A 22,150-nucleotide genomic window follows, 5' to 3' on the forward strand; every position below is an offset into this window, starting at 1 on the left:
AAAGGAACAAACCAGCTAGGCAATAGCCACGCCAATCTGTTGTCTGGTCGGAGCTGTAAAGGATGCCCGGCTGGCTCAGGCACAGACGCATGTCAAGGGGACTGGTCTTCAGCTCTGCCACGGCAAAACGTCAGACCAGTGACTCAGCCGGTTGGCAACAACAGCTGACTCCAGCCGGAACCGGCCAGTTTCTGCACTTTAATTTGCAGTGGGATCCGTTCTTTTAACGCCTCAACATGGCTGATAATACCAATCATCTTACCGCTGCTTTGCAGGCTATCCAGCGCCACCAGCGCGGTTTCCAGCGTGTCCGGGTCCAGCGTGCCAAAGCCCTCATCCAGGAATAAGGATTCCAGTTGGGTTTTATGGCTGACCAGATCCGATAACGCCAGGGCCAGCGCCAGACTGACCAGAAAACTTTCGCCACCGGATAAAGTTTTGGTATCCCGTACTGCATCGGCCTGCCAGCTATCAAGCACCCAGAGCTCCAGCTCACTGTCGGCCTTGCGGGCCAGTTGATAACGACTGTGCAAGGTCGCCAGTTGCCGGTTGGCCAGCTGGATCAGTTGTTGCAATGTCAGGCCTTGCGCGAAGCGGCGATATTTATCACCATTGGCAGAGCCGATCAGGCTGTTCAGTTTTTGCCAGTCCTGATACCAGGCCTGCTGGTCCTGCAATTGCTGATACAGTTCAGCCTGAGTGCTGGCAAGCTGTTGTTGCTGGTGCAGTTGTTGTTTCAGTTGCCCCAGCGCTTCACTTTGCTGCTGCAACTGCTGTTGTAACTCTTGTTGTTGTTGCTGTAATTCAGCTTTGGCAGGCCAGGCGGCACCAGCGGCCAACAAGCTGTTTTTGGTTACCGCCAAGGCTGCCAACTGCTGCTCAGCTTGCTGCAACAAGGCTGCGGCCGCCGTTTGCGCATGCTGTAGCTGTTGTTTTTGCTGTTGTAACTGCAGTAATTGCTCGTCGGTCAGAATAGCGCTAATAAATGCCACATCTGAGGCAAAAGCACTGGCCGACAACGCCTGCTGCCATTGCTGCTGGTGCTGAGTCAGCTCTTCAAGCTGCTGTTGCTGGCGAAGCAACAAGCTTTGTTGTTCGCCGTGCAGGCTGGCCAGTTGTTGTTGCTGTTGTTGCCATAGCTGGGTGTGCTGCTGCAACTGCTGGCTCAGTGTTGCCGCGTTTTGCGCCGTGCTCGCAGCCGGATTGCCGTCTGTGGCGGCAAGGCCGGTTTGCTGCAGCCAATGCAGTCGTTCCTGCCCGGCCTGCTGGCATTGCGGCAGCAGTTGTAATAACTGCTGGCTGAGTGCTGTCAGTTGCTGTTCCTGCTGCTGCCACTGCAACAGCTGGTGTTGCCAATGCTGCAACCGCCCCTCCAGCGTTGCGAGATCCAGCACCTGATCAGAGACTGCCATCGCTTCCTGTCCATCCAGCACAGACAGCTGCTGCCACCACTGCTGCAATTGCTGCTGCAATTGCAGTTGCAGTTGTTGTTGCTGCTGTTGTAATTGCGTCTGCTCTTTTTGCGATTGTTGATACTGCAGCCGTTCCAGTGCCAACTCCTGCTCCAGTTGCTGTAACTGCTGTTGCGACTGTTGCAGTTGCTGCTGGGCGGTCAGCAGTGCCTGTTGCTGCTGCTGATAGTGCTGCAACTGGTGCTGGCACTGCGTCAGTTGCTGTGCCAGTTGTTGTTGCAACGCGGTCAGTGCCGGCAGATCCTGCAGCTGCGCTTGCTGTTGTGCAGTCGTCGCCAGTGCAGCAGACCAGTGAAGCGCCTGCAACTGGGCCGAGAGTTCCGCCTGCTGCGCAGCGACCTCTGGTAACTGCAGCTGCCAGCCGTGCAGTTCAGTTTGTAACCGGGTGAGTTGTTGTTGCAGTTGTTCACCCTGCAACCTGTATTCGTCTTGCTGTTGCCTGGCCTGTTGCAGCGCCAGTTCGGCCACTGAAGGGTCCAGCGTCTGATAATGCGTAATGGCCGGATGCTCGGCACTGCCGCACAGCGGACAAGCCTCACCGGGTTGCAAGCTGGACCGCAGTGTTGATAATTCGGTAATTTTCTGTTGCTGCCGGACAATCAGCTCTTTGTCTTTGACGCTGTCGCTTTGCTGTTTATAAGCCAGTCGCAACTGCTGCACTTGCTGCTGCAACTGCTGTTCATGTTGCTGATGTCGCTGGCAATCCTGCTGTAATTGCTGTTGCCGCTGCCGCAACTGCCACAGTTGCCGCTGGAGCCGGACAAAATCGGTCAGTGCCTGTTGGTCCTGTTGTCCCTGCTGCTGCTGTTGCTGCAACAGCGTGATATCCAGTTGTTGCTGGCTCTGTTGCAGCTGTGCCAGTTGTGCTGCAGCCTGTTGCTGCTTGCTCGCCAGTTGTTGCTGCAGCTGTTTTTTCTGCTGACCTTGCTGCCGCTGTTGCTGCAAGCTGGTCTCCAGTTGATGACACTGTTGCTGTAACTGCTGCAGCTGTTGCTGCTTTTGCTGTAATTGCTGCAACTCGGGCCGCCAGGCGGCCAGCTGTTCAGCCAGTTGACCCGCGCTGAGCCGGCCGCTGAGCTGCTGTTGTAACTGCTGCTGTTCTGCCTGCATCTGCTGCTGTTGTTGCTGTAACCAGTCATCACGCTGGCTGGCCAATTGCACTATACTCTGACCACAGTGCCGATGTGCCTCCGCCACAGGCGCAAATCGCAACTGCCATTGCTGTAACTGCTCCGCCAGCACATCGCGTTGTTGCCTGGCTGCCAATAACGCCTGATACAACGGCTGTAATTTCTGTACTTGCGGATAACTGTCCAGTTTAGCCAAACCCACTTTAGCTTGATCCAGCGCCTGCTCTGCCTGTGCCAGTTGGCTACTGGCCTGTTGTTGTTGCAGCGTGGCTGCTTCCAGTTGCAACCACCAGTCCAGCTGCGGCTGCAGCTGTTGCTGCGCACTCTGCAACTGTTGCTGCTGCGCCTGCACTTGCTCAGTCTGGTGCTGTAGCGCTGCCAATTGTTCCGCCGTCAGTAATGGCAAACCATCCAACCGCGCTTTGGTCAGTTGTTGTTGTTGTTCCAGTTCCCGACAGGTCTGAAACACCTGCATCGAAATCTGACTATAAATTTCAGTGCCGGTCAGTTCTTCCAGCAACTCGGCTCTGTCGTTGACACTGGCATTGAGAAAAGCGGCAAAATTGCCCTGCGATAACAACATGGATCGGGTAAAACGCTCAAAATTCAGCCCAGTTAATTGTTCGGTCAGTTTCAGCTTTTCATTGGCTTTGTCGGTCAGAATAGTGCCGTCGGCGGCGGCTAACTCCACCTTGGCGGCTTGCAGATTGCCCTCGACCGCCCCGCGGGAACGACGCTGACTCCAGAAGGCCCGGTAGCCCTGCCCCCGTACCGAAAACTCTACTTCGGCCAGACATTCCGCCGTGTGACGACTCATCAGTTCATTGCTGCTCGGACTGAGCTGTTTCAGCCTTGGCGTCTGGTGATATAACGCCAGACAAATGGCATCCAGCAGGGTACTTTTACCAGCGCCGGTCGGGCCTGTGATAGCAAATAAGTTACTGTCGGCAAAGGCTGGATCACGAAAATCAATCCGCCACTCGCCACGCAGTGAATTCAGATTCTGCAACCGGATCGATAATATTTTCATCCGCGCAGCTCCGTGCTGTCGGCGCCAGCTGCGTTTGGCTCCGTCGTTAATTGCGAAAGCGCCTGCTGATGCAACTGCAACAATCGTTGCTGCAGCTCATCTGGCAATTCTGCTTGCGCTAACCTGCTTTCGATCACTTGTTGTGGCGTCAGTTCCAGTAACGAAGGTTCAAAGGCTGCACTGGCTAAACTGCTGCTGCGCTGCCGCTCGCGCCGCAATTTCAGCAGTTGCACCGGCAAGTCTGCCAGTTGCTGCTGTAACTGCACTTGCAAATCGGATAACAAGGCGGTTTCGCCACTCAGCACCAATTCCAGCCATAACTGCTGGCCAGCAGCCAGTTGCGCCAGCGCCGGCGCCAGTTCATCAGCCAGACTGGCAACATCGGTGCGTAAACTCAACAACGGCTGAAAACACGGAATATCGACGGCGCTGACCACTGGCACCTGGCTACCGGCACTGAATTCAACCAGCAGCAGTTGTTTTTGCTGCCGGGCTTCGTCAAAACTGAGGGCAATAGGGGAACCGCTGTAGCGAATAAATTCAGAGCCACCGACTTGTTGCGCCTGATGAATATGGCCCAGTGCAATATAGGCAAAAGGCGGCAAACAGCTGGCTGGCAGGGCTTCCAGCGTGCCAATATAAATTTCCCGCACCGATTCAGAGCTACTGGCCCCAACCGTCGTCAAATGACCGGTCGCCAGCAGCGGTAGAGGGTCACCGCTCTGCAGTTCAATGGCCAGTTGTTGTGCCTGTTGATACAGTTCCTGATACACCGCACTGATTTGTTGTTGTAACTGGGCACTTTTGTCGGCAGCCGTCTGACCGGGCTGACTTTTGCCATCAGCGCGCTGGGATAAATCCCGTGGCCGTAAAAATGGCACCGCCGCCAGCACAGCGCCAACCTGGCCGTTTTTGTGCCGTAGTGGCACCAGATGCGCGGCCGGGATGGTCTGATAACCCGGGATCACTGTGGTATTGAGACATTGCAGCAGCGCGGCACTTTCCTGTAACACCGCCACTGAATCATGATTGCCGCCCAGCAGCACCAGTTGCACCCCGGTTGGTTGCAAATCAACAATCAGTTGATGGTACAGTTCGCGAGCATAACTAGGTGGGGTGGCAGTATCAAAAATATCACCGGCCACCAGCAAGACATCAACGTTCAGCGCGATAATTTGCTGCTTTAACCAGTGAAAAAACGCCTGGTGTTCAGCCGCGCGGCTCTGGCCGACAAAATACTGGCCGAGGTGCCAGTCCGAAGTGTGCAGGATCCGCATGAAAACTTAGGCCCGTCAGAAAAAGTCGGTTGCAGCATACCATAGCAGGGACACTGCCCCAAGCCAGTGCAGCACAGACTGGCTTGAGGCAGTGTTGGCATTAAGCTGTCGCGGCTAACAAAGCGGCATCTTTTTGCTGTGCCGCCGCCACTGCCGGTCTTTGCTGGAACCGCTGCAGATAAGCGGCAATTTCCGGCGTTTTTTCCAGCATACCAAACTGGGTGATCCAGCCTAATGACGATGCCCATAACACATCGACCGCAGTGAAACGCTCGCCCAATAACCAGGGACCTTGCGCCAGTTGGGTCCGGACCAAAGTTTCTACCTCAGCCACTGTGCCATAAGGGCTCATACTGCCGCTGTCGCGTTGCAATGCTTTGTCGATGATGGCAGGCTCAAAGCTGCTGCCGTACAACGCCAGCCAGCGCAGATAAGGCCCACGCAGCGCATCGCCCACCGCCGGATTTAACCCGGCCTCAGGCACCAGCTCGGCCAGAAACTGATAAATGGCCACTTGCTCGGTCACGGCCACACCATCGGCCAGCAAGGTCGGAACCTTGGCCAATGGATTGGCGGCCAATAACGCCGCAGGTTTGTTTTTAAAATCAACCAATTCAATTTGATAAGGCAATGCCAGTTCTTCTAGCAGGATGCGGACACCGGCCGAACGACTTTGTGGATGATGAAATAACACCAGAGCGGGTAACGCTGACATGTTGAGCTCCTTGCGGCAAAAATGGAACTGTTACCATAACGATAAAAAATCACGCTGGATAGAGTGCGGCGGGTTAAATCTTCGCCAGCCCTTTAGGTTTGCCGCTCAACCCCGACTCAGCAAAGGCCGCCTGGCTTTCGGTAAAGTCGCCACCACCAGTTGATAAGATTGGTCAATTTGTCGTTTCAGTTCATTTTCCGGCACTGTTCCATCTAACAACACCGTATTCCAGTGTTGTTTATTCATATGATAGCCAGGGCTAATGGCCGGAAAAATTTGCCGCAGCATCAGCGCTTCGGCCGGATCACATTTTAAATTCACACTAGCCAACCGCCCAGCCGAGTCAGCAAGTAAGGACTCCGATAAAATCGCAAACACTTTACCGGCCACTTTATACACATAGATATCAGGCCCAAACGGAAAGTCTTCGCTACTTTGTAATTGCATCAGACAATAATCGCGACAGCTGGTGAAGTTCATGCATAGTCCTGCAGCCAAGTTTCAAGGCTTTGACTGTAGCGCTTTTTGCACCACAAATAAACCTGAGCATCGCAGTCCGCCGCCCAGGTTTGCCGTTGTGGCTGGCAGTTGAAGCTGACAGTTAATACGCCACACTAAAGCGCTGTTGCGGATGCTGTGGCTGCTCAGCTTCATTCAGCAGCGCCACGGCATAATCAGCGGTGGAAATCCGGCTGCGGCCGTTGCTGTCAGTCAGTAATTGATTGCCGCCAAGGCGAAAAGTACCGGTTTTATCGCCCGGGAAAATCTCTGCCGCTGGCGATAAATAACTCCAGCGCAGCTCGTTTTCTGCGCGCAGCCTTTGCAGCGCGGCATAAGCACCTTCGGCCGAACCACGATAAGCGGCCGGAAAATCCGGACTGTGCAGCAACATACTGCCGTCAGGCAATTGCAATGAAGCCGCACCACCGACCAGCAACAGCCTAGGCGGCTGTGGCTGGGCTTTGACCGCCGCCAGAATCGAAGCAAAACCTTGTTGGTAATACCCGGCCACATCAGCCTGGGCATGACCGCTAAAGGCACTTAACACCAGCTCGACCCCAGCCAGCGCTTGAGTCAGCGCAGCGGTATCCAGCACATCGACGCCCACCACTGTGAGCTGGTCTGATGGCTGTAACCGCTCAGGCCGACTGACCAGCGCCCGCACCTGAAAACCACGGCTCAGCGCTTCTTGTGTCAGTGCCGAACCAATAAAACCTGAAGCGCCAATAATGGCGATTGTTTGCTGTTGTGACATGGGTCTCTCCAATCAGTTGAACAAGGCGGCAGCACCGCAATGCCGCTATTATCCGCTGCTGATTAACAGCAAAAAATAGCCTAATATTTAATTCACTGTTTAAAATAAACAAACAATCACCCACTGAGTGCCGCCGATGAAAACCAGCCTTGATCTGAATACCCTGTTATTGTTGCCAGCTCTGGCAGAAAGTGGCAGTTTTACCGCCGCCGCCGAACGACTGGGCAGCAATAAAACCAGCCTGAGCCTGCAAATTAAAGCGCTGGAACAACAACTGGGCGTAGCGCTGTTTCGCCGTACCACCCGGCAGGTCAGTTTAACGGCCGAAGGTCAGCAGGTATTGCAGCATTGCCTGCCGTTATTGCAACAGGTGCAGCAACAACTGGCGGCGTTAAGACCCCTTGATAGCCCACCGCAACTAACCGGCAAGCTGGTCGTCAGTGCGCCGGAAGATTTCAGCAACCGAGTTTTGATCCCGGCACTGCTGGCCTTTGCCAAATTACATCCGGCGCTGCAATTTGATTTACGCAGCAGTGATCAGGTGCAGGATTTAATTAAACAAGGCATAGATTTATCAATCCGGATTGGCTGGTTGCAGGATTCCAGCTATAAGGCGCACAAACTGGGCGAATTTCAGCAGTGGCTGCTGGCGGCACCGGCTTACCTGGCACAACATGTCAGCCCGCACAGTCCGGCCGATTTGACCGCGCTGCATTTTATCGCCTTTAGCCCGCTGGCCACGCCACTGAGCTGGCGTTTTCAGCAGGCTGCCAGCGCCACTGCAAAGGCCGCAGTGCAACAAGTGCGGCTGCGCAGCTTTTTTAGTACCAGCTCCACCCAAAGTGTGACCTCGTTATTGCTGGCTGGCGCAGGTCTTGCGGTATTGCCGGATTACACCGCCAGGCCCTTGATACAAAGCGGCCAGCTGCAGCATGTGCTCAGCGACTGGCAACTGCCGGGCGGCGGTATTTATGCCGTCTATCCGCCAGGTCCGCACCGCAGCCAGGCGGTCCGGCAGTTTATGCAGTTTTTTCAGCGCTGGTTGGCTGAACATGCATCAGAGAGCGCAATGGCTGGTGCTGCCATTCGATAACTGGCTTGCCAGAAACACCACAAGGTCTTAAGGTAAAACCTGCTCAGAGGAGGCTTTATGTACCAACTTTATCTCGCCAATAAAAACTACTCGTCCTGGTCGTTACGGCCCTGGTTACTGATGACTGAACTCGGCATTGTTTTTGAAGAGAAACTACAGCCATTTCAAGCCGATAAATTCGCCGACTTCCGCCGTTTTTCACCCACCGGCAAAGTGCCTTGCCTGCAAGATGGCGCAGTGGTGGTGTGGGAGTCGCTGGCCATTGTTGAATATCTGGCGGAGCGTCATCCCGGCGTCTGGCCACTGGATGCGCAAGCGCGCAATTTTGCCCGTTGTGCCGCCAGCGAAATGCATGCTGGTTTTAGCAACCTGCGCACTATGTGTGGCATGAACTGCGGGGTTCGGCTGCAACTCACCACACAGCCGGCAGCCTTGTTACAAGACCTGGCAAGGCTGGATGAATTGTGGCAACAAGGTTTGCTGCAATTTGGCGGCCCTTTCCTCGCTGGTGCCACTTTTACTGCGGTTGATGCCTTTTTTGCCCCGGTGGCGTTTCGGCTGCAAAGTTATGGTCTGCAGCTCAGTAGCGCCGCCATGGCTTACGCCGACCGCTTGCTGGCCTTACCCGGCATGCAAAGCTGGTATCAACAAGCATTGGCTGAAACTTGGCGTGATCCGGCGCATGAACAAGAAGTGCAACAAGCCGGGCGGATCACGGCAGATTTTCGCGCCAGCTAACTTGCAACAGCCCAGCATGATGTCGGCCCTGACCGCTCTGCCGTTATTATGCCAAGGCGCGCTGCAACTAGCGCCGCTTCATATTTCGCATGCGGTGCAGTTATGGCCGCTGATTGCAGAGAATAAAACTGATTTAGCACAGTATTTACCCTGGGCAGCAGCGGTGGTGGACGAGCAGAGCACGCTCAGTTATCTGCAAAGCCGGATCAATAGCGAGGAGCCAGGTGCGGCCTGGTGGTTGATCCTGCAGCAGGGAAAATATGCCGGAGTGTTGGGCTTAAAAGCCATTCGCCGTCTGGCAGTGGCTGAATTGCCTGCAGGGCCAGCACAGCTTGCCGATCAGCCTGAACGACCAGTGGCCGAAGTTGGCTACTGGCTGGGGGCGGCTTTTCGCGGGCAACAACTGATACCACAGCTACTGACCGCACTGGGGACTTATTTGCAACAACAACAACTGGCGGAACTACTGGAATTTCGTTGTCTGGCCGACAACCATGCCAGCATCCGGCTGGTAACAAGAGCAGGTGCCGTTTATAGCGGCACCTTGCCGCATCAATTGAGCGGGCATTTTGCCCGGCAGCAACTGCAACGTTATTTGCTGTGGTTAACAACAGCACCAGGTATAGGGACCGCCGGGATCTGATCCGTCACAACAACCTAAGCGCTGTGGCAACAGACCAATTATTTTTTACAGAGATTAGCGGTCACTGTATCGGCGGTGAGATCCAGTGCTTTTGTGGTCAGTACAATCGGATGACCGCCATTGAATGAACTGACGCGAATGCTGGTGGCAGAAGTGAGCATGCCGTCCAGGATCACAAAGCTGATTTTATTATTGGCATCCACTTCCCAGGCCGCTTGTCCAGCACTAGTTTTTAATGTGAAATGCCGTTTATTTTCATCATAAGACAACTGCTGCTGATCAAAACTAGCATTCACTTCCGTGGCAGTTGGTGCGCGATAACAGGCCTTATTATTACCGACAGCATCATTTAAATCGTTGAACACCTGAACTTTGCCTGCTTGATCAATCAGCATGACAAATTTGTCATTTTTAAAAGTGGCATCATAAACACCAACCACCGGGTTAAATTTTGTCTCTGCGACCACAGGCTTGGTCACAACATTGTTTGTGGGCACAACACTAGTGCTGGTAGTGCCTGAGTCGCCACCACCACCGCCGCAACCAGCAAGAGTCAATCCAAATGTCGTGATCAGCAGTAATTGTGTTGCCTTTTGCATCTATATATCCCTTCAAGGAAAAAAAAACGGCGATACTAGTGAGGGTGATACCGGCTGTCAAGCAACTTAAAGCAATAAATTTGCCGAAAACAATAACTATTAGGAAATAAAAAAACCACACAATCAAAAAAAATAACATCATCGTAATTTTTTGTAATTAACCAATAAAACAACCATGAAAGCCCAGTGGCAACAGCCTATCCATCCGCGCCTGCGCCACTGGACCTGCCGCCAGTTGGTCCTGTAAAAACAGACTGACACCACTTTGGCCTTGGCGATAATCCAGCCAGGTGGCGATCAGATGTTGGCCGACCAATAACGGCTCTTCCACCACCACCCCTGGTGCAAAGTCAAATCTTTGCTGCTGCCCGCTGGCATCGACTCTTACCAAGCTTTGACTTAGACCTGACTCGCTGCGGTCACTGCCACTGACACCAAATAAAGGCGCCACCTCAGCATTGGCACGGGCGGCTGAACCTGGGCTGGCAAAACCGGCGACAAACTGCGGGAACTCCAGCACCAATCCGCTGCGCTCCAGTTGTGCTGTCGCGTTGGTTTTGCCAAGCTTCAGCCGGATGGTCACCAGTTCAGCGCTACTGCTTTGTTTACGCGCTTTGCCCTGCATGATCTGGCTCATGCCAGTCAGCATCACACTGGCATCCGGGTATAAACAAGCTTGCAGGCATAATTCACCCTGTTGTTGCCAGGCCTGACCAAAATGAAAAGCAAAACCAGCCGGTAACTCGACCCATTGCTGCTGACTAAAATCGGCTTTATCAATGATCAGCAACTGTGAGCCCAGCTCGGGCCGCCACTGAAAAGAACTAATATAAGTGTCGGCTTGTTCATAGACTGCCGCCGACAGGAAAAACACCAGTTTGTCCGCGCTTTGGCTAAAAGCATGCAAATAACTGGCCTGTGGCAAACTGATTTGCTGCAGGCGCTGCATCCGATCATCAGCCCCGACCTGATACACCAGCAGCTGTTTTTGCCCGCCAACATACCAACTGCCAAAATTCCACATGCCGCCTTGGCCATCCGGCAGCGGATGGGCAGAAAATGGCAGTTGTTTATATTGTTCACCAAAATCTTTCACCCCCAAAGTCGCGAGGCTATCGGCAGCCAGCCGATGCGGCGAACCACCTTCCCACAAGGCGAGCACTTCGCCCTGCCACGGGATCAGCGCCGTATTGGCGACATTTAAATCGTCGTTATTACGCACCGGCAATGGGTTTTTCACTAAAGTCCCGGCAGTGTGATAGCGAAAAGCGCCCGCCATTTCTTCCACCAGGTACTTTTTACTGCGGATAAATTTGCCCTGATGCGTCACTTTGCCAGCGGCAATCTGAAATTGCTGCACCATGCCATCGCCATCAAACCAGTGTTGGTAACGCTCACCGCCGCGTTCTAACCGGGCCGGACCATTGCGCAGCAAGGTGCCATTCAGTGCTGCTGGCCACTGCCCTTCGGTGTGTAACTGCAAGGGCGAAAAATCAGCACGAACGCCTTGAAAAGCCCGTCGCCACGGCAACTCAGCCTCGGGCGTGCGGGCCACAGCCAGTAATTGATCGGCAGCACCAGCCACAGCACTATAACTGGCACAAGCCAAAGCGGCAGTTAAAAAACGACGACGGTCCATCACTCACTCCTGCAGCAGCGCTGATTAACGGACGTGAATCGTCAGCCTGGTATCGGCTGCCACGTCAAAGGCAGCGTCGGCAAAACTGGCGGGGCCAAATTCACCAGCATTGTTACTAAAACCGTAACCTTCACTTGGAATGCCGATAAAGTTGCGATCCAAAGTGCCGTTGTCATTGGCATCGTGCATTAATTTCACCGCATATTGGCCTGCAGGCAAATCGGTAAAGACCAGCTGATGGCTATCAGCCGTGACGGGTTTAATTTGGGCGGCAGTAGCATTTTTACCTTGTTGATAGCTGTCTTCATCAGCATAAACCGCTACATGCAGTTTGCCGCTTTGCTCACTAATTTGGTCAATCTGGACAGTTAAGGTATGCGCCATGGCAGCGCCAGAGATTAAAGTAGCCGCCAATAAACCGAACGCTGTGCTGAAAGTAGTTAATTTTTTCATCGTGACACTCCTTGGGTCGTTGCGTCAGTCCCGCTGACTGATGAAGCTACTTTAGAGTGTTTTGCAAAGGCGTATCACTGCCGGAAGTCATGACTTTTTCGGTCAAAAAAAGTGACTTCCGGGCTATGCTGCCGAGCTGTGGTGCCGAGCTAGTGGCTTGCAGGCTTGGGGTGGACAGGCGCTTAGCGTCTTTCTTGTAAAATCAGGTAGATACCACTGGCAATAATGATGCCGGAACCAATCAGTAAACTGGCATCCGGCCACACTTGCCACAGCAGAATATCAAACCCCATGCCCCAGACCAGGGCAGTATATTCAAAAGGGGCAATCACAGAAGGTGGCGCCAAACGGAAGGCTTCAGTGATACAGACCTGACCAATGGCGCCGGTGACGCCAATGGCTAAAAAGTACGGCCAGTGTTGCCATTGCAGCTGTTGCCAGTCTGGCCATGCCAGCACACCGGCACCAATGCCAATCATCGTCATCAGCCAGAACACCATATTACCGCTCGGCTCAGAGCGGGCCAGAATACGCACCGTAATGCCAGACACCGCATAACAAAAGGCCGATAACAAGGCTGCCAGTGCGCCCAGACTGAGCAACTGATCGCCTTCTGGTTTGAGCATATACAAAATAGCAGCCATGCCGACCGCGATCGCCACCCATTGCCGTGGCGCTACATAATCTTTTAACCACCACACCGACAATATGGTAATTAAAAAGGGCGCGGCAAAAAATATCGCGTAAGCATCGCCGAGCGACAGGGTTTTCACGGCATAAATAAAGGCCGACAACATAATAATACCAAGCGCCGCCCGGAACAGATGCAAAGACCAGCGTGCCTGCAGCAGATGCTGCAGCCGGTTGCCATGCCATAACCACAACACGACCAAAGGCCAGGCGCAAGCAGCTCGTAAACAGGTGATCTGCATCGGGCTGTAACTGCTGGTCAGCGCTTTCATACTGGCGTCCATCCCGGAAAACAGCAACACAGCCAATAACATCATAACAATGCCACGTAACGGATTATCAGTAGACTGCATGTCAGACCCCGGCAAAAAAACAGCCGGCATTTTAGCACAACAGCTGTCATGGCAGCAGCTTGTTTGCACAGGCGCTAACCCAGCCACAGTCCCTTACGTGTAAGTTTTTCTAACAGCAGGCTGGCAATTTTATCGTTTGTCCGGCGCCGCTAACTGGCGCAAGCTAAGCACTGCCACGGGCCCGGCAGCATTTTACCCAATCAATCATTCAACCATTTTTTAGTGAGGAAACCATGATGCATGTTTCATTGTCAGTCGTCGGTGCCATTATCGGCCTCAGCAGCATCCTGCTCAGTCCGCAGGCGCTGGCGCAAACCACTGTTGCAACTGAGTTGCAGCAAGCGCCAGCCCGTATTCAGACTGAAGCAGATCTGAATCGCGACATCAAGCAACGGATTAGCCAACTGATGCAACAACAACAGATCCCCGGTATGGCAGTAGCCGTGTTATGGCAGGGCCAAAGTTATCTGTACAGTTTTGGCCAGGCCGATATGGCCACTCACAAAGCAGTCAGCGCCGATACCTTGTTTGAAGTCGGCTCTATCAGTAAAACTTACGCCGGGGTGTTAGGGGCCATGGCGCTGGAACTCGGTCAGGTCAAACTGACCGATCCGGTGGCACAACACTGGCCAGCATTAACCACTGCGGGCAGTCAGCAGTGGCAACAGATCAATATGCAGCATCTCGCCACTTATACGGCAGGTGGCCTGCCACTTTTTATGCCGGATGACGTCAGCAATCAGGCAACTCTGCTCAGCTATTTCCAGCAGTGGCAACCGCAATATCCTGCCGGTACGCATCGGCTCTATGCCAATAGCAGTATTGGTCTGTTTGCGCATCTGGCGGTAGCGGCTGGCGGCAGCAGTTATGCCAAGGCTTTTGCCAAACACTTTAAGGCGCAATTACAGCTGCAACACACTTATTTGCAGGTGCCGGCTGCGGCCAAAGCGCAGTACGCCTGGGGTTATCAGGACAATAAAGCTGTGCGGATTGGTCAGGCCATGCTGCAGGATGAAGCGGGCGGGGTGAAAACCAGCGTGCGGGATTTAGCCAAGTGGCTGCAAGCCAATATGCAACCTGAACAGCTGAACAGCCCACTGCTGCAGGCCAGCATCAAACGAGCGCAACAGCGTTATGCCAAATCCGGCGCGATGTTTCAGGGCTTAGGCTGGGAAATGCTGGATTATCCGGTGCAACTGTCGGCACTGAAAGCCATGACAGATCCGACTTTTGTGCAGGGCAGCGCCGCTACCTTGCTGAGTCCGCCAGCAGTTGCAACGGCCAACAGCTGGGTGCATAAAACCGGTGCCACCAACGGTTTTGCTGCTTATGCCGCTTTTATTCCATCCCGTCAGGTTGGCATTGTGCTGCTGGCGAATAAACGTTATCCCAATGCGCAGCGGGTCGAACTGGCCTACTCGGTGCTGGAAGCGCTTCGTTAACGAGCTCACCCATTGGCGAAAGCGGGCTCAGGCAAGGTCCCGCTTTCGCAGCACCAGCTAGACCAGGCATCGCGCTGGTCATCACAATTCAGGCTCTAGTTGGACTGGTGATTTAGCAGCCCGACGACTAGAGTTGATCAATCAAGTGGTTAAAAAAGAAACTGGCCATGACGCTGTTCCGACTACCGCTATTGCGCACCCTGGCTTATGGCTTGCTGCCCTGCGGCCTGACTTTTGCCGCAACTGCGCATCTGCTGACCAATGACATCAGTACTGTTGTGGCAACACAAGCGCAACTGGCCCCCCTGTGGAAACAGCATTTGCCACTGCGATTATCCGGTCAGTTACAACTGGGCCAGCTCAACGCCAGTTGCCCGGCCTGCCCACAGTCACAGAGGCTAGCATTTTTTAATTTGCGCTCGGACAAAGCGTACCGGCTGGAAAAAATCAGTCTGCAACAGCGGTACAGCGCTTATTACAGCTTTCCCGATAGTCATATTTTTGTGCTGCTGCAACTGGAACAAAGCCAACCGGCGCAGCAGATCACCGATCATGCGCTGGCAGCCGAAGCCTTCCGGCACGACTGCCAGTTGCGGCAGAAAAAACTGGCCATCAGCCTGCAACAACAGCCCAAACTGGCGCTGCACTATCAGACCGGGTTATTGGCCGGGCATCAGTTGCTGGAATTTAGTCAGCAATCGTTGCCCGGCGGTGAACTGCTCAGTTGCAGCTATTTCAGCCTGAATTTGCCGGAGTCGACCATCAGTCAATTGCTGTGGCTGCGGCCAGCCCATGACTTACGGATCCGGTTATTTTTCTCCAGGCAAGCCAATAGTAAATTCAGTACCATCCAGCAGTTTTTACAGCTACAACAACAATTTATTCAGGATTATCAACAGTATTTACCACTGAGTAAGCCAAATAGCAGCACTGTTATCTCCATGATCCGATACCACCTTAGCCACTCAGCCTCGGCAGCAGTGACGCAAAGTAGGTGACCATAAAATAATCTGATAAAAATCAATATGCTGACCTGTAAATCAGTGGAAAGTCAAAAAATAATATTGCGCAATAATAGTTATTGCAATAATATAATTCAACACTGCAAACCGTAGCAGCGAAATAAATGACAAAGGCTGGTTGCCACCAGGCACCGCAAAAGTCATTTGCTTCAGCATTAATTTATCGCGATAACTATTATCGAAACATTATGGAGATGAAAATGCAAGTCCTTTACAAAGCCACAGTCACCAGCACCTCAGGCCGTGATGGCCGCGCCCAGTCGAGCGACGGCAAATTGGATGTACAGCTGAGCATGCCAGCTGAATTAGGTGGCAATGGCGCTGCCGGGACTAACCCGGAACAATTATTCGCCGCCGGTTATTCCGCCTGTTTTTTAAGTGCGCTGAAGTTTGTTGCGGCACGACAGAAAATTGCGCTGGATACCAAGGCGCAAGTCACCGCAGCAGTGGGTATTGGCCAGATCGACCCTGGCTTTGCACTGGACGTGGAACTGTTTATCAGCCTGCCAGGCCTTGCCACTGAACAAGCCCAGGCGTTAGTTCAAACCGCGCACCAGGTCTGCCCTTACTCCAACGCCACCCGCAATGGTTTACAGGTCCGTCTGACGCTGGTGTGAACCAGCACTGGTACAGACAGCACACCTGCCGCAACACTTTTGTCTCTGCTACGCAAATCCCCGGTTTTCTACCGGGGATTTTTGCACTTGCTGCAACTAAAGATGCAGCAACCTAGGGTTAACCCTGCGGCCAGCGCCTTTGCCATCAGGGTTTTACTGCGGTTAATAGCCGGGGGATGTCAGCACTAAAATCAATCCAGGGATTAGCCCCCAAGGTCGCAGCACCAGGCACGGCCGGCTCTTCATAACGCATCACAAATTGTTTCGGGCCATGGGCATAAGCCACCACCAGACCATAAGGCGCGTCAAAGAACCCCCCATGAGGCACCAAACCAGGGTAACTGATGCGCCAGGCGTCACCGTCGGCAGGCACAAATCCTAAAGTCAGCTTAGCAACCACTTGATCCGGCAGCACAAAAAACCAGGTCCAGTCACCGCCTGAGATCACCGTCATCACCTCGTCAATGCCAGCGCCGTCGTCGGCGCTATTGACGTGCAACTTGCCAAATTTGTGCTGTAAAAAGTAGACCAGCTGTTGCGACATCGATTTCATGTCATAGACCTTGGGATAAGGCGCGACATCTTGCTCTGAGGTTGACAGGTAGCCGCCTCTGGGCACAGCCGCCTCCCTGCCCGCCAGGCTGATCTGCTGCAATAATTCGCCGCGATGCAGCGGAAAAAGCCTGAGTAACTGTTCATGCTCAGCTTTGCTCAGGGCTCTGGACTGGGCCTGTGCAATCACAGCTTTGGCCGCCGCCGGAATAGGCACAGTACTCACCCGCACCCCAACCGTCCGCAACACCTGATTGACGGGTGCTATCCCTTGCACTGCAGAACGCCCGTCACTGAACTCAATGGTTAATTTACCTGAGCTGACTGCGGCCTGTGCCAGACTGACTGACCAAGGTGCGGCTGCGACCAATGCTATCACCACCATATTTCGCCATATTTTCACTGTTTGTCTCCGGTTGATTGACTCAGCACTATGGTACGAGTTAGCTGCTGGTAGATAAACGCGAGTTCAGTGATTAGATTGTTTACTAAAAGTAATTTAAAGGCTTAGTCACTACCAGCAGTTCAGGGGTGGAAATGCTGCAGCATAAAATCGATGAAGGCTCTGATTTTTTGCGATTGCTCTTTATGGAAAGGGTAAATGATATACAGCGAATGATCTTCGACCTGCCACTCAGGCAACACTTGGACTAAAGACCCATCCGCCAATTCCCGGCGGATCAGAGGGTACGGCAATAAAGCAAGGCCGTGGCCAAGCACCGCGGTTTGCGCCAGCGCCAGACTATTATTGACGGTATAACGCCCGGCGGTTAAGGTGATCTCTTGCTGCTGATCCAAGCGCTGGAAACGCCATTTTTGGCTGCTGGCCAGGCTATAAATCAGGCACTGTTGTTTGTGAATATCGGCAGGTTGCTGCAAAGGAGCGGCCTGTGCCAGATAAGCAGGCGAAGCACAAAGCACCCGCTTGAGGTCGGCTAATTTTCTGGCACGAAAACTGGAATCGGCCAGCGGAGCGCCGCCCCGAATGGCAATATCAAAACCCTGCGCCAGTAAATCGATGTAGTGGTCATTCATCACCAGCTCGACCGACAATGCCGGATGCTGCGCCATAAAAGCACAGACTAAAGGATTGATTTCAACCAGACCCAGCGACATGGGCACACTGATTTTCAGTTGCCCCCGCAACGAGCCGCCCGATTCTAGCAACGATAAATCCGCCTGCTGCAAGCTGTCTAAGATGTGGCAGATCTGCTGGTAATAGCTTTTTCCGTGCTCAGTCACATTGAGTTTGCGGGTGGTTCTGTTGATTAAAGGCGTCTGCAAATAATCTTCCAGTTCACGGATGTTTTTGCTGACAGCGGCTTTTGATAAATGCAGCTCAGCTGCGGCAGCGTGAAAACTGCCCAACTCCACCACTTTTCGATACACAGTTAAAGCGCGGATTTTATCCATCAGCTTGATGGTTTCTCTGTGCTGGTCGCTTGCTCGACATAGCTGACGAGCAGCTCCATGGCCTCACTGAGCTGGGTTTTGTTGTCCCAATCCAGTTGCTGCCAGTCGATGCCAATTGGCAATTCAAAGACATTGTGGCTGAGCAAAAATTTGAGCGCGTTGGTCGATTGAAGCTGCGGGATCCGATAGGACTGGGCAACTGTTTTAGATTTAACTTGCGATTCCTGATAGATACTTCTTTTGATGGCGGCATTAATTTCGCGTTTGTGCTCGACATTGAGGACGCTCAGCGATTTTTTTCTGCGATATGCGGATTCATGGTGCAGGACAATTTTTTTCATTCGGATGAAAGGATGAGCAACCCCGTCACGGTAGGCATCAATCACCGCAGGGTAACGGATCAATACACTGTAATTGTCATAACCACCCATGGAAATGCCGAGAATGCTGGCGCACTCCTTGACGGTCAGCGCTTTACCCCCAGCCTGTAACTTGTTTCGGCTCAGCGTTTCAATTTCATACATCGCATCTTTGAATGCCTGTAGTTTACCGTATTGCGGCAAATCTTCTCGGCTCGCATTTTCCTGAAATTGTTTGGTTTTGGGTAACGCCGGGCGATGATCGTACACTTTAAAATGAGCTGCGCTGTCGATACCGCTAATATACAGCATGGCGAAAAAACGCCGGTGTCCAGTGAGAATTTGGTAACGACCATCGTCCAGCGGGTACAGCGTCGGAACCTGAATAATCTCAGATACCGCGACGTTGTTGGCCAGTTCCGTAATGGATTCAATCGTCTTGTTGACCTTTTTCCACTCGGCCGAATTGTATTTAAAACAATTCAGAATGCATGACTTGCCAAAAACGACTTTGTCCTGAGCTGAAAATTGCTCAATGATTTGTTGTTTGGAGAGCTTTTTGGTGGCGATTTGGTAAGCATGCTGATCAGACACTATCACCACCGGAAAAAACCTCGGGTTGGTGGGATCTGGCACTATTCGGTTCAGGAAAATTGATATGTACTCGTAAGACTGCTCGATAAGCAGTTTACTGAATTCCACTTTATTGAGTTCAGCTGTAAGTTGTTGTTCAAATGGCAGGCTATTCAACTCAGATCCCCTCTGTGCGATCTTTAGACATACCAATACTGATGCTGGAAGTCTTCAGGCCTGACTTCGAATCGGGTATGACCAAGTGGCGCATTCAAAATTTCGCCATCGACTGGGATCTGGCGCTAAAATCCAGTTTCTTCAGTCAACAGGCGGAGTCATATGTGACGGGATTATATGAGAGAATCCAGCGCATGTCATCTGCGCATTCAGTATAGTGTTTCGTCGCTGGGCGCGATGGGGAGCCGTGGTTCAGCCGCTGAGGCAATAGTCAGCGTCTTGCTCAGGCAGAACCGCCTGAGTTGTCATCATACTCGCCCGCGTCCTTCATATACCAATACTAGCGCTATCTCGCTGTGTGAGTTGCTCCTGCTGTTGCCAAAAGTGTTCATAAGCCAATGCCGGCGCTATGTGGTAACCTTCAAGTGTATCGGTCCGGCCTAGCGCATAAGCCTGTTCAAATACAGCGCGAATAGTACTGCTGAACAGCTGGGTGCATTGCAAGCTTGGCTGTTGTGCTGTTTCTTGCTGCTGGAATGTTGTCTGGCAAGATTGTTGTTTGAGGTGATTCATCGGGTCAATCCTTGTTGATTGTAAGACACTGTCATGATCAGTAAGCACCAGCGTCGTCAGTTCTAATTTGCATACACTTTCTAACAGATAAGCGTGATTGATCTTACAGATAAGTTATAAAATAATGATATTATTGGCTTCAGTTAACAATTAACGGTCAATGACTTTACATCAAGATACAAAGTACTTTTGCGCTAACAAGGCTGGGTGAGTGTTAAGACCTACTGGTCTGGCAAAGCCAATACATTTGAAATCACGCACGACCAACGACTGGCGCTGGTAAAAAAGGCAGCAGAAACACTTCGGCCAGAGTGAAATAATGCATGGTGTGAGTCCAGCGAATTTAGTCTATTTATTGCGCCAGAACCTGTTCACCTTTAGTGTGTGAATTTTGTTCAACCGGGGGCCGCCAGCCCACGACAGGAGCTGCGAAGTACGCAGGACCGGGCCTGTGCTCTCAGCGAGTAAGGAGTGGCAAAGGGTTGGCGTAGGGCAACGCTGTAACCAATACGGTCCTGAGCAACAACATTCATTCCTGACGGTCAGGCCTGATGAGTACACTCAGCAGCATTGCTCGGTTCAGGCAGCTTTACACTGTGGCGCAGTTGTATGCCGTGTTTGCATTCCCTCCCGGCAGCGTTCAAAGCTGAAAAAACCAAACAAGTCCGGCTTGAGCAGGTCAATAGAGTTAGATGAATCCATGATAATTCATTGATAAATACTCATAATAACCTGAAATATATGAATTATTTTCTATGCGTTCGCGCATATAAAGAATTTGGTGAGGTAGCGTGAATAACAGGAGTGGAACCTCAAGCTTCACTGCATCAATATCGTTTAATCAATGTAAATAACCTGAACTCGGGTTAAGCAATATCGTTTCATCCGCATCTTCTCTCGCCTCTGTGCGTTGTTTTTTTTAGCCATAGCCAGCTATGACGTACGAAAAATCGCCTTGATATCCACGAAAATCTACCCATGAAACCTTTCATTCGTACTGTTCATCTGAATCTTTGTGCACGGTACTCATTAACCCGAGTTCAGGTTAAATAGTGCTCTTGTTAGCGTGACATCGTATTGATAAAAAACTGATTTTGTTCGAATTTGCATCAGATACCTTCTGTTTGTCACAAATGAACGGTAATTATCTGCTCCGGCTGTTTGCAGTGTTTTGATAGCAAGGTTTGATTGGGTTTGCCGTCATTTGCTGCTCAATCGGTTCTCAGCAACTTAGGTGCGGTTGACCTGATATTGTGCAATGCAACCATGCCGATGCTGGCGATCAATGTAAGAAAATTATCACTTTACATGCTGTTTTCTCGTGTTAATTTCTCGCACTCGCTGGCAGGGAGCCTGCCAATGGAACCCGTCTTGCCAATTGACCATCAATCTTCGGTGCGAATATTCGCTACTTTGCTGTATCAGCACCGTCAATTGCCTGTTGTAGAAGTTAGGAGGTCAAAGGCAACACGTCGAACGAGCTCGTGAGCTCAAAATATGGACAATTGAGGGGATTTGTATGCTTAGTGAATTCCGAGATCCTTGGGTGGTGAGACCAAAACCTCGATCAGCAGCGACGTTGAAATTACTATGTTTTCCTTACGCTGGTGGTGGCGCATCGGTTTATCAGGCTTGGGCTGACCAGCTCCCTGCTCATGTCGAACTGAATATTGTGCAGTTGCCTGGACGTGGCACCCATCTTTGCGAGTTGCCTATCGACTGTATGAACCGCCTGACCGACATCTTAATGTCAAAAATCAGCGATATCATCAATTGTAGTTATGTCGTGTTTGGGCACAGTCTGGGCAGCCGAATTGCTTTTGAAGTGGTGCGCCGGTTGCAGGCCGCAGGGAAGCAGCCTCCGCTACATTTTTTTGCGTCGGGTAGTGGTAGTCCAAAACAACCAGGCCTGAATACAAGAACCTCAGAGTTGCCAGATCCGGAGTTCATTGCTGAGTTACGGCAAATGAATGGCACACCTGACGAAGTGCTGGAAAATCAGGAACTGATGCAGTTGTTGTTGCCGATGCTCAGGGCTGATTTCCGTTTGGCAGAAACCTACAGTTATGCCGGAGATCTGACTATTCCGACCGGATTAACAGTGTTGTCTGGTCGTCACGATGAAATTTGTCCAACCCAACTGGGCAGTTGGGCGGATTTTTTTGCCGCCACAGAGATGGTTGAATGCGAGGGTGGTCACTTTTTTATCAACACCCATTCGCAGCAAGTCCTCGATGTGGTCAATGATCGTCTGAACAAGCTCACAGCCACTTATCCGGTTTGAGCAGAGGCTGCATCTGGCGTTTTTGTAGCTGTCTCACGTGTGAGGCTCTCC

The 22,150-nt window shown here is 52.2% G+C and carries 20 protein-coding genes; 7 read left to right on the plus strand and 13 right to left on the minus strand.

Translation table 11 applies throughout. The features are described from left to right. Positions 1-143: 143 nt before the first annotated feature. The 5 genes from AC53GJ_RS21095 to AC53GJ_RS21115 form a co-directional block, all read right to left on the minus strand. Positions 144-3,632 carry an SbcC/MukB-like Walker B domain-containing protein gene (locus AC53GJ_RS21095; protein ID WP_496730374.1) on the minus strand — a complete coding sequence of 1,163 codons (3,489 nt, stop codon included), beginning with the start codon at positions 3,630-3,632 and terminating at the stop codon, positions 144-146. Then, entirely contained in the window at positions 3,629-4,909 is a 1,281-nt protein-coding gene (gene sbcD / locus AC53GJ_RS21100) for an exonuclease subunit SbcD (RefSeq protein WP_496730375.1), read from the minus strand. Before sbcD ends, AC53GJ_RS21095 begins: the two co-directional genes overlap by 4 nt. 100 nt (positions 4,910-5,009) lie before the next feature. Continuing rightward, positions 5,010-5,624 carry a glutathione S-transferase family protein gene (locus tag AC53GJ_RS21105; RefSeq protein WP_496730376.1) on the minus strand — a complete coding sequence of 205 codons (615 nt, stop codon included), beginning with the start codon at positions 5,622-5,624 and terminating at the stop codon, positions 5,010-5,012. Positions 5,625-5,729: 105 nt separating this feature from the next. After that, on the minus strand, positions 5,730-6,104 hold the full coding sequence (locus AC53GJ_RS21110; RefSeq protein WP_496730377.1) for an MmcQ/YjbR family DNA-binding protein: 375 nt from the start codon (positions 6,102-6,104) through the stop codon (positions 5,730-5,732). Between the two features lie 121 nt (positions 6,105-6,225). Then, entirely contained in the window at positions 6,226-6,879 is a 654-nt protein-coding gene (locus AC53GJ_RS21115) for an NAD(P)-dependent oxidoreductase (RefSeq protein WP_496730378.1), read from the minus strand. A gap of 136 nt (positions 6,880-7,015) precedes the next feature. Here AC53GJ_RS21115 and AC53GJ_RS21120 point away from each other — a divergent pair, with 136 nt between their 5' ends. The 3 genes from AC53GJ_RS21120 to AC53GJ_RS21130 are packed head-to-tail and all read left to right on the plus strand — an operon-like array spanning position 7,016 to position 9,353. Beyond that, on the plus strand, positions 7,016-7,972 hold the full coding sequence (locus AC53GJ_RS21120) for a LysR family transcriptional regulator (RefSeq protein ID WP_496730379.1): 957 nt from the start codon (positions 7,016-7,018) through the stop codon (positions 7,970-7,972). Between the two features lie 57 nt (positions 7,973-8,029). Next, positions 8,030-8,710 carry a glutathione S-transferase family protein gene (locus AC53GJ_RS21125; RefSeq protein WP_496730380.1) on the plus strand — a complete coding sequence of 227 codons (681 nt, stop codon included), beginning with the start codon at positions 8,030-8,032 and terminating at the stop codon, positions 8,708-8,710. 16 nt (positions 8,711-8,726) lie between these two features. Next, positions 8,727-9,353: a GNAT family N-acetyltransferase gene (locus AC53GJ_RS21130; RefSeq protein ID WP_496730381.1), complete on the plus strand. Its 627-nt coding sequence runs from the start codon at positions 8,727-8,729 to the stop codon at positions 9,351-9,353. Between the two features lie 38 nt (positions 9,354-9,391). Here the strand turns inward: AC53GJ_RS21130 and AC53GJ_RS21135 are convergent, their stop codons facing one another. The 4 genes from AC53GJ_RS21135 to AC53GJ_RS21150 form a co-directional block, all read right to left on the minus strand. Further along, positions 9,392-9,952: a hypothetical protein gene (locus AC53GJ_RS21135; RefSeq protein ID WP_496730382.1), complete on the minus strand. Its 561-nt coding sequence runs from the start codon at positions 9,950-9,952 to the stop codon at positions 9,392-9,394. Between the two features lie 157 nt (positions 9,953-10,109). Beyond that, positions 10,110-11,591 carry a carotenoid oxygenase family protein gene (locus AC53GJ_RS21140; RefSeq protein WP_496730383.1) on the minus strand — a complete coding sequence of 494 codons (1,482 nt, stop codon included), beginning with the start codon at positions 11,589-11,591 and terminating at the stop codon, positions 10,110-10,112. 24 nt (positions 11,592-11,615) lie between these two features. Then, on the minus strand, positions 11,616-12,044 hold the full coding sequence (locus AC53GJ_RS21145) for a DUF2141 domain-containing protein (RefSeq protein WP_496730385.1): 429 nt from the start codon (positions 12,042-12,044) through the stop codon (positions 11,616-11,618). Positions 12,045-12,226: 182 nt separating this feature from the next. Further along, a complete protein-coding gene (locus tag AC53GJ_RS21150; RefSeq protein WP_496730386.1) occupies positions 12,227-13,087 on the minus strand; it encodes a DMT family transporter in 861 nt (286 codons plus the stop codon). Between the two features lie 233 nt (positions 13,088-13,320). Here AC53GJ_RS21150 and ampC point away from each other — a divergent pair, with 233 nt between their 5' ends. The 3 genes from ampC to AC53GJ_RS21165 all read left to right on the plus strand — a co-directional run bounded on the left by ampC (position 13,321) and on the right by AC53GJ_RS21165 (position 16,168). Then, positions 13,321-14,529: a class C beta-lactamase gene (gene ampC, locus AC53GJ_RS21155; protein WP_496730387.1), complete on the plus strand. Its 1,209-nt coding sequence runs from the start codon at positions 13,321-13,323 to the stop codon at positions 14,527-14,529. A gap of 167 nt (positions 14,530-14,696) precedes the next feature. Beyond that, positions 14,697-15,527 carry a hypothetical protein gene (locus AC53GJ_RS21160; RefSeq protein WP_496730388.1) on the plus strand — a complete coding sequence of 277 codons (831 nt, stop codon included), beginning with the start codon at positions 14,697-14,699 and terminating at the stop codon, positions 15,525-15,527. Between the two features lie 224 nt (positions 15,528-15,751). Next, complete coding sequence (locus AC53GJ_RS21165; protein ID WP_496730390.1) at positions 15,752-16,168, plus strand: organic hydroperoxide resistance protein; 417 nt, start codon at positions 15,752-15,754, stop codon at positions 16,166-16,168. Positions 16,169-16,313: 145 nt separating this feature from the next. On the opposite strand, the gene AC53GJ_RS21170 is transcribed toward AC53GJ_RS21165, so the two are convergent. The 4 genes from AC53GJ_RS21170 to AC53GJ_RS21185 all read right to left on the minus strand — a co-directional run bounded on the left by AC53GJ_RS21170 (position 16,314) and on the right by AC53GJ_RS21185 (position 19,815). Continuing rightward, entirely contained in the window at positions 16,314-17,123 is an 810-nt protein-coding gene (locus AC53GJ_RS21170) for a hypothetical protein (RefSeq protein ID WP_496730391.1), read from the minus strand. Positions 17,124-17,245: 122 nt separating this feature from the next. Beyond that, on the minus strand, positions 17,246-18,133 hold the full coding sequence (locus tag AC53GJ_RS21175; protein WP_496730392.1) for a LysR family transcriptional regulator: 888 nt from the start codon (positions 18,131-18,133) through the stop codon (positions 17,246-17,248). Beyond that, entirely contained in the window at positions 18,133-19,086 is a 954-nt protein-coding gene (locus AC53GJ_RS21180) for a hypothetical protein (RefSeq protein WP_496730393.1), read from the minus strand. The genes AC53GJ_RS21175 and AC53GJ_RS21180 overlap by 1 nt, the downstream gene beginning before the upstream one ends. A 483-nt stretch (positions 19,087-19,569) precedes the next feature. Beyond that, positions 19,570-19,815 (minus strand): hypothetical protein, encoded by a 246-nt coding sequence (locus AC53GJ_RS21185; protein ID WP_496730394.1) that lies wholly within the window; start codon positions 19,813-19,815, stop codon positions 19,570-19,572. A gap of 1,579 nt (positions 19,816-21,394) precedes the next feature. On the opposite strand from AC53GJ_RS21185, the gene AC53GJ_RS21190 reads away from it, so the two are divergent. Next, complete coding sequence (locus tag AC53GJ_RS21190; RefSeq protein WP_496730395.1) at positions 21,395-22,099, plus strand: thioesterase II family protein; 705 nt, start codon at positions 21,395-21,397, stop codon at positions 22,097-22,099. Positions 22,100-22,150 lie beyond the last annotated feature (51 nt).

It is taken from the genome of Rheinheimera sp. B2H12, from assembly GCF_059620065.1.

What these genes read in the sequence shown, in the direction of transcription:
- AC53GJ_RS21125 (WP_496730380.1), top strand. Translation starts at nt 8,030, where the DNA reads ATGTACCAACTTTATCTCGCCAATAAAAACTACTCGTCCTGGTCGTTA.
- AC53GJ_RS21165 (WP_496730390.1), top strand. Translation starts at nt 15,752, where the DNA reads ATGCAAGTCCTTTACAAAGCCACAGTCACCAGCACCTCAGGCCGTGAT.
- ampC (WP_496730387.1), top strand. Translation starts at nt 13,321, where the DNA reads ATGATGCATGTTTCATTGTCAGTCGTCGGTGCCATTATCGGCCTCAGC.
- sbcD (WP_496730375.1), bottom strand. Translation starts at nt 4,909, where the DNA reads ATGCGGATCCTGCACACTTCGGACTGGCACCTCGGCCAGTATTTTGTC.
- AC53GJ_RS21150 (WP_496730386.1), bottom strand. Translation starts at nt 13,087, where the DNA reads ATGCAGTCTACTGATAATCCGTTACGTGGCATTGTTATGATGTTATTG.
- AC53GJ_RS21105 (WP_496730376.1), bottom strand. Translation starts at nt 5,624, where the DNA reads ATGTCAGCGTTACCCGCTCTGGTGTTATTTCATCATCCACAAAGTCGT.
- AC53GJ_RS21130 (WP_496730381.1), top strand. Translation starts at nt 8,727, where the DNA reads ATGATGTCGGCCCTGACCGCTCTGCCGTTATTATGCCAAGGCGCGCTG.
- AC53GJ_RS21135 (WP_496730382.1), bottom strand. Translation starts at nt 9,952, where the DNA reads ATGCAAAAGGCAACACAATTACTGCTGATCACGACATTTGGATTGACT.
- AC53GJ_RS21110 (WP_496730377.1), bottom strand. Translation starts at nt 6,104, where the DNA reads ATGAACTTCACCAGCTGTCGCGATTATTGTCTGATGCAATTACAAAGT.
- AC53GJ_RS21185 (WP_496730394.1), bottom strand. Translation starts at nt 19,815, where the DNA reads ATGAATCACCTCAAACAACAATCTTGCCAGACAACATTCCAGCAGCAA.
- AC53GJ_RS21145 (WP_496730385.1), bottom strand. Translation starts at nt 12,044, where the DNA reads ATGAAAAAATTAACTACTTTCAGCACAGCGTTCGGTTTATTGGCGGCT.
- AC53GJ_RS21120 (WP_496730379.1), top strand. Translation starts at nt 7,016, where the DNA reads ATGAAAACCAGCCTTGATCTGAATACCCTGTTATTGTTGCCAGCTCTG.
- AC53GJ_RS21115 (WP_496730378.1), bottom strand. Translation starts at nt 6,879, where the DNA reads ATGTCACAACAGCAAACAATCGCCATTATTGGCGCTTCAGGTTTTATT.
- AC53GJ_RS21095 (WP_496730374.1), bottom strand. Translation starts at nt 3,632, where the DNA reads ATGAAAATATTATCGATCCGGTTGCAGAATCTGAATTCACTGCGTGGC.
- AC53GJ_RS21140 (WP_496730383.1), bottom strand. Translation starts at nt 11,591, where the DNA reads ATGGACCGTCGTCGTTTTTTAACTGCCGCTTTGGCTTGTGCCAGTTAT.
- AC53GJ_RS21160 (WP_496730388.1), top strand. Translation starts at nt 14,697, where the DNA reads ATGACGCTGTTCCGACTACCGCTATTGCGCACCCTGGCTTATGGCTTG.
- AC53GJ_RS21175 (WP_496730392.1), bottom strand. Translation starts at nt 18,133, where the DNA reads ATGGATAAAATCCGCGCTTTAACTGTGTATCGAAAAGTGGTGGAGTTG.